A 3,534-nucleotide genomic window follows, 5' to 3' on the forward strand; every position below is an offset into this window, starting at 1 on the left:
CGAGGGACGCAGCTATCGCTGGATCGCACGCGAGCTCGGTATCAGCAAGAATACCGTCGCTGACATCGTGCAACGACACAGAGCTAACGCTTAGGGTGTCATTTCGCCCTCAGCCGGAACCGACCCCTATGAACAAAAAAGCCCCGCACATGGGCGGGGCTGAATGCTGCGAGTCTGCGACGGTGACTTATCCCGGAAGCGTCCAGTCAGGTCGTTCAAAATGGCAGGTATAGCCGTCGGGATTATGCTGCAGGTAATCCTGATGCTCTGGCTCTGCAGACCAGAACTCACCGGCCTGCTCTACTTCTGTCACCACGACTCCGGGCCAGACTCCTGAATCATCTATTTCACGGATAAGCTGGTTTGCCTGCTGCTTTTGCTCCTCTGTGGTGAAAAAGATGGCTGAGCGGTAGCTTGAGCCGACGTCATTACCCTGACGAAGTATTGTTGTAGGGTTGTGAATACTAAAGAAATATTCCAGTAGTTTTCGGTAGCTCAGTTTATCCGGGGAATACACCACCTTCACCGCCTCCGCATGTCCTGGGTGGTGCTGGTATGTCGGGTTATCATTACGTCCGCCGGTATAGCCCACTTCGGTGCTGACCACGCCATTGAGTTTGCGGATCAGCTCCTGGACACCCCAGAAACAACCACCGGCAAGGATTGCCACATCAGTTTTCATGCTTATCTCCTTTCTCAAACAGGGGAAGAAATTCACCGTATCCTTCTGTTTCCAGAGCGCCTTTCGGGATAAAACGCAGTGAAGCCGAGTTAATGCAGTAACGTAATCCACCGGTATCCTGTGGCCCGTCAGGGAAGACGTGTCCCAGATGGCTGTCACCGTGACGGGAACGCACTTCAGTACGCACCATGCCATGACTGAGGTCGCTCAGGTTGTGGACGTTGTTTTCCACTGGTTTGCTGAATGCCGGCCAGCCACAGCCCGAATCAAATTTGTCCTTCGACGAGAACAGTGGCTCACCGGAGACGATATCCACGTACAGTCCGTCCTCAAAGTGGTCGTCATATTCTCCGGTAAACGGGCGCTCAGTGGCGCTTTTCTGGGTGACGCTGAACTGCAGTTCCGTCAGTGCCTGAATGGTCTGTGGGTCTTTTTTATACGGTTTGTTCATATCGCTCTCCTGACAAATCTCACTCACCGGGACGGGTCCTGCTCATGAATAAGATCCAGATAGTGTTTTTCAAAGTCCGGGTTGGCGGGGAGCGACTTATTTTCCAGGTAGCGCTCTAAAAAGTAGCGGGGAGTGATCCCCGCCCGAAAGGCGGCTTCCATGCCTCTCACCATGAACCCGGGAGTGGTGTCATATTTGCTGGCCAGAAATATCAGGCTGCTGCGTAATTCAGGGTCACCCCATGGCTGACAATGCGTCAGACGAGCGGGGTTTGTGCACGGCGCTGAGTTGCTTCGCCCTCCGGTTAATCAGTGTCCGTCGCAGGTCATGACGCAACAGCACCAGTCCAGCCCCAATCAGAAGAACATCCTTGATAATGAAGCTGTCAATGCGACCCAGCTGCGGCAGAAGGCTCAGGGTGACGATGCCGGTGCCTGCCACCATCAGGGCGCCTGCTGCACCCACTGCCGGCCGGAAAAATCCGGCAATCAGGGCCAGAAGGGTGATATTTTCCACCACGCCGAGTGCGTAGCTGAGCCCCTGAACGCCGAGAGCCGGATACAGCGCACCGAGCCAGGTGCCTGGCAGCAGGTGGTGAAGGGCATTGGCCTCGAAGGCAAACCATTTGTAGGTGCCAAACAGGGCGAAGATGAAAATCACTGACAGCCGCAGAACCATAATGTCCAGGCCTGACGTTTTACGAAGTAACCGGCGCAGTTGTGTCTCGACGTTATTTTTCATGGTGTGTGTCCTTTTATTTTCGTTTTGTGTTTATGCAAACAGCGTGGCGCGGGCATGAACGAAACGGGCCTGCTCAAGCTCAGAAATCAGATAAGCGGCAGCGCCATGTTCAAGGGCTTCGCGGATAACCTCCCGCTCCAGCTCATCCACGGAAGACACCCAGCCAACAGAGAGTGTACGGACCGGTACCAGAGCTGCTTTTTCTTCCTCAGTAAGATCGGATTTGATGATGACCGGTCCATGGGCTTTACGGGTGAAGACAGCGATAACGTCGTTGATAAGTGCTTTCATGATGATGCCCCCTGCATGTCTGTTTTATTGTGTTGTCGTGTTGTTAATATTTATTCTACCTACCAGTAGATAGATTGGCAAGGGGTAACTGGAAATTAAACGCAAGGAAAGTCTTAATGTCTTCTGAGGCCCCCGGAATACAGGCGTTGTCAGCGGTGATTTTTTTGAGTGCTGGCTGCCCCGGTTAAACCGGGGCAGCCACAGGCGTGGCTTTACGGGCGGGAGAGTAGCTGAATAAGCGCGCTCATGGTGCGGGAACAGGCATCATGAGGAGGGATCCGATTGAGCATCAGGGCCCCTTTAATGGCGCTGCCGATGATAATGGCCACGTCAGCCGGCTCAGCAGTAAAAGCCAGTTCACCGCTTTCACGACCCGAAACCAGCACACTGGTCAGGATGCGCAGGTCGGTTTGTGCCAGTCGTGAGGTGGCTTTCTGAAGAGGTTCTTCAAACAGGGCGCTGTCGGACAGCATGGCGTGAATGCCACACATCTGGCCGCTGTCGGCGCATTTGAGAAATGCGTCCATATAACCCTGCAGACGGGCTTTACCCGGTGGCAGCTGTAACAGGGCAGCTTCCAGTTTCAGCAGGCTGGCCTCCTTGTATTCACAATAGGCAAGCCCGAGGTCGGTTTTGGTCTGAAAATGGTAATGGATACTGGCCTTCCGTATTCCCAGACCGTCAGCGAGATCAGCATAGCTGAAGCCCTGGTAGCCGTTCTGCTGGATAAGGGTATCAGTCAGTTCAATCAGACTGTCATGGGTGGACATAATGTTCTCCTGGCACCTGCGGGTGCCTGTTATTCAGACACAACTGCGCCCGGAAACCAGAAGGGTTCCGGGCGCAGTTGCGAGGGTAACGGGTATTCAACGATACAGGACAGCGGTACCGGAAAGTTTATTCATACCGGTGGCACTGGTGATGCGGTAGTGTGTGGCCCCGGCATCAGCGGCTTTCATATCCAGTGAGGCCACCAGGTCATCCAGGGTGGTGAAGCCACCGGAAGAGACCACCCCAATTTTTTGCAGCGATGCTGCTTCGCTGCGGGAAACCATTTGCGGGCTGGCGGCATAGCTCAGTGCGCTGGCGGACAGGGCGATGATGGCAAGGGTGGTTTTGATGATGTTTTTCATGATGACGCTCCTGATGTTCTGTTGTGTGTTTTTGTTTGTGTGTCGTGTTGTTAAAATCAAATCTACCAACCAGTAGATAGGTTGGCAAGTGTTAATTGGGGTCCGCTTGGAAAACGGAATCTATGGTCACTCCCGTTTTTGCAACACCGATTTTGACGACAAGTTGGCTTGCTTGAATCTATCCGGCGTCTGAATGGGATTTTATTCCCGCGCCTCGATGAGTTCCGCGCCTGATG

At 53.7% G+C, this 3,534-nt stretch carries 7 protein-coding genes; all 7 read right to left on the reverse strand.

Going from position 1 to position 3,534, the window contains the following annotated elements; all coding sequences use genetic code 11:
* Window positions 1–187 precede the first annotated feature (187 nt).
* Entirely contained in the window at window positions 188–682 is a 495-nt protein-coding gene (gene msrA, locus ACHH0Z_RS25385) for a peptide-methionine (S)-S-oxide reductase MsrA (RefSeq protein ID WP_021243016.1), read from the reverse strand.
* Entirely contained in the window at window positions 672–1,133 is a 462-nt protein-coding gene (gene msrB / locus ACHH0Z_RS25390) for a peptide-methionine (R)-S-oxide reductase MsrB (RefSeq protein WP_021243015.1), read from the reverse strand. Before msrB ends, msrA begins: the two co-directional genes overlap by 11 nt.
* A gap of 23 nt (window positions 1,134–1,156) precedes the next feature.
* Entirely contained in the window at window positions 1,157–1,294 is a 138-nt protein-coding gene (locus ACHH0Z_RS25395; protein ID WP_021243014.1) for a hypothetical protein, read from the reverse strand.
* A gap of 73 nt (window positions 1,295–1,367) precedes the next feature.
* Window positions 1,368–1,874, reverse strand: coding sequence for a DUF417 family protein (locus ACHH0Z_RS25400; RefSeq protein WP_001567380.1), 507 nt, complete (start codon window positions 1,872–1,874; stop codon window positions 1,368–1,370).
* Between the two features lie 30 nt (window positions 1,875–1,904).
* Window positions 1,905–2,165, reverse strand: a complete 261-nt coding sequence (locus ACHH0Z_RS25405; RefSeq protein WP_001567381.1) for a DUF1471 domain-containing protein — start codon at window positions 2,163–2,165, stop codon at window positions 1,905–1,907.
* Window positions 2,166–2,377: 212 nt separating this feature from the next.
* Complete coding sequence (locus tag ACHH0Z_RS25410; RefSeq protein WP_001567382.1) at window positions 2,378–2,935, reverse strand: TetR/AcrR family transcriptional regulator; 558 nt, start codon at window positions 2,933–2,935, stop codon at window positions 2,378–2,380.
* A 96-nt stretch (window positions 2,936–3,031) separates the two neighbouring features.
* Complete coding sequence (locus ACHH0Z_RS25415; protein ID WP_001567383.1) at window positions 3,032–3,298, reverse strand: YdgH/BhsA/McbA-like domain containing protein; 267 nt, start codon at window positions 3,296–3,298, stop codon at window positions 3,032–3,034.
* Between the last annotated feature and the right edge of the window lie 236 nt (window positions 3,299–3,534).

Source organism: Enterobacter cloacae complex sp. 2024EL-00227, assembly GCF_043945315.1.
GTDB lineage: Bacteria > Pseudomonadota > Gammaproteobacteria > Enterobacterales > Enterobacteriaceae > Enterobacter > Enterobacter roggenkampii.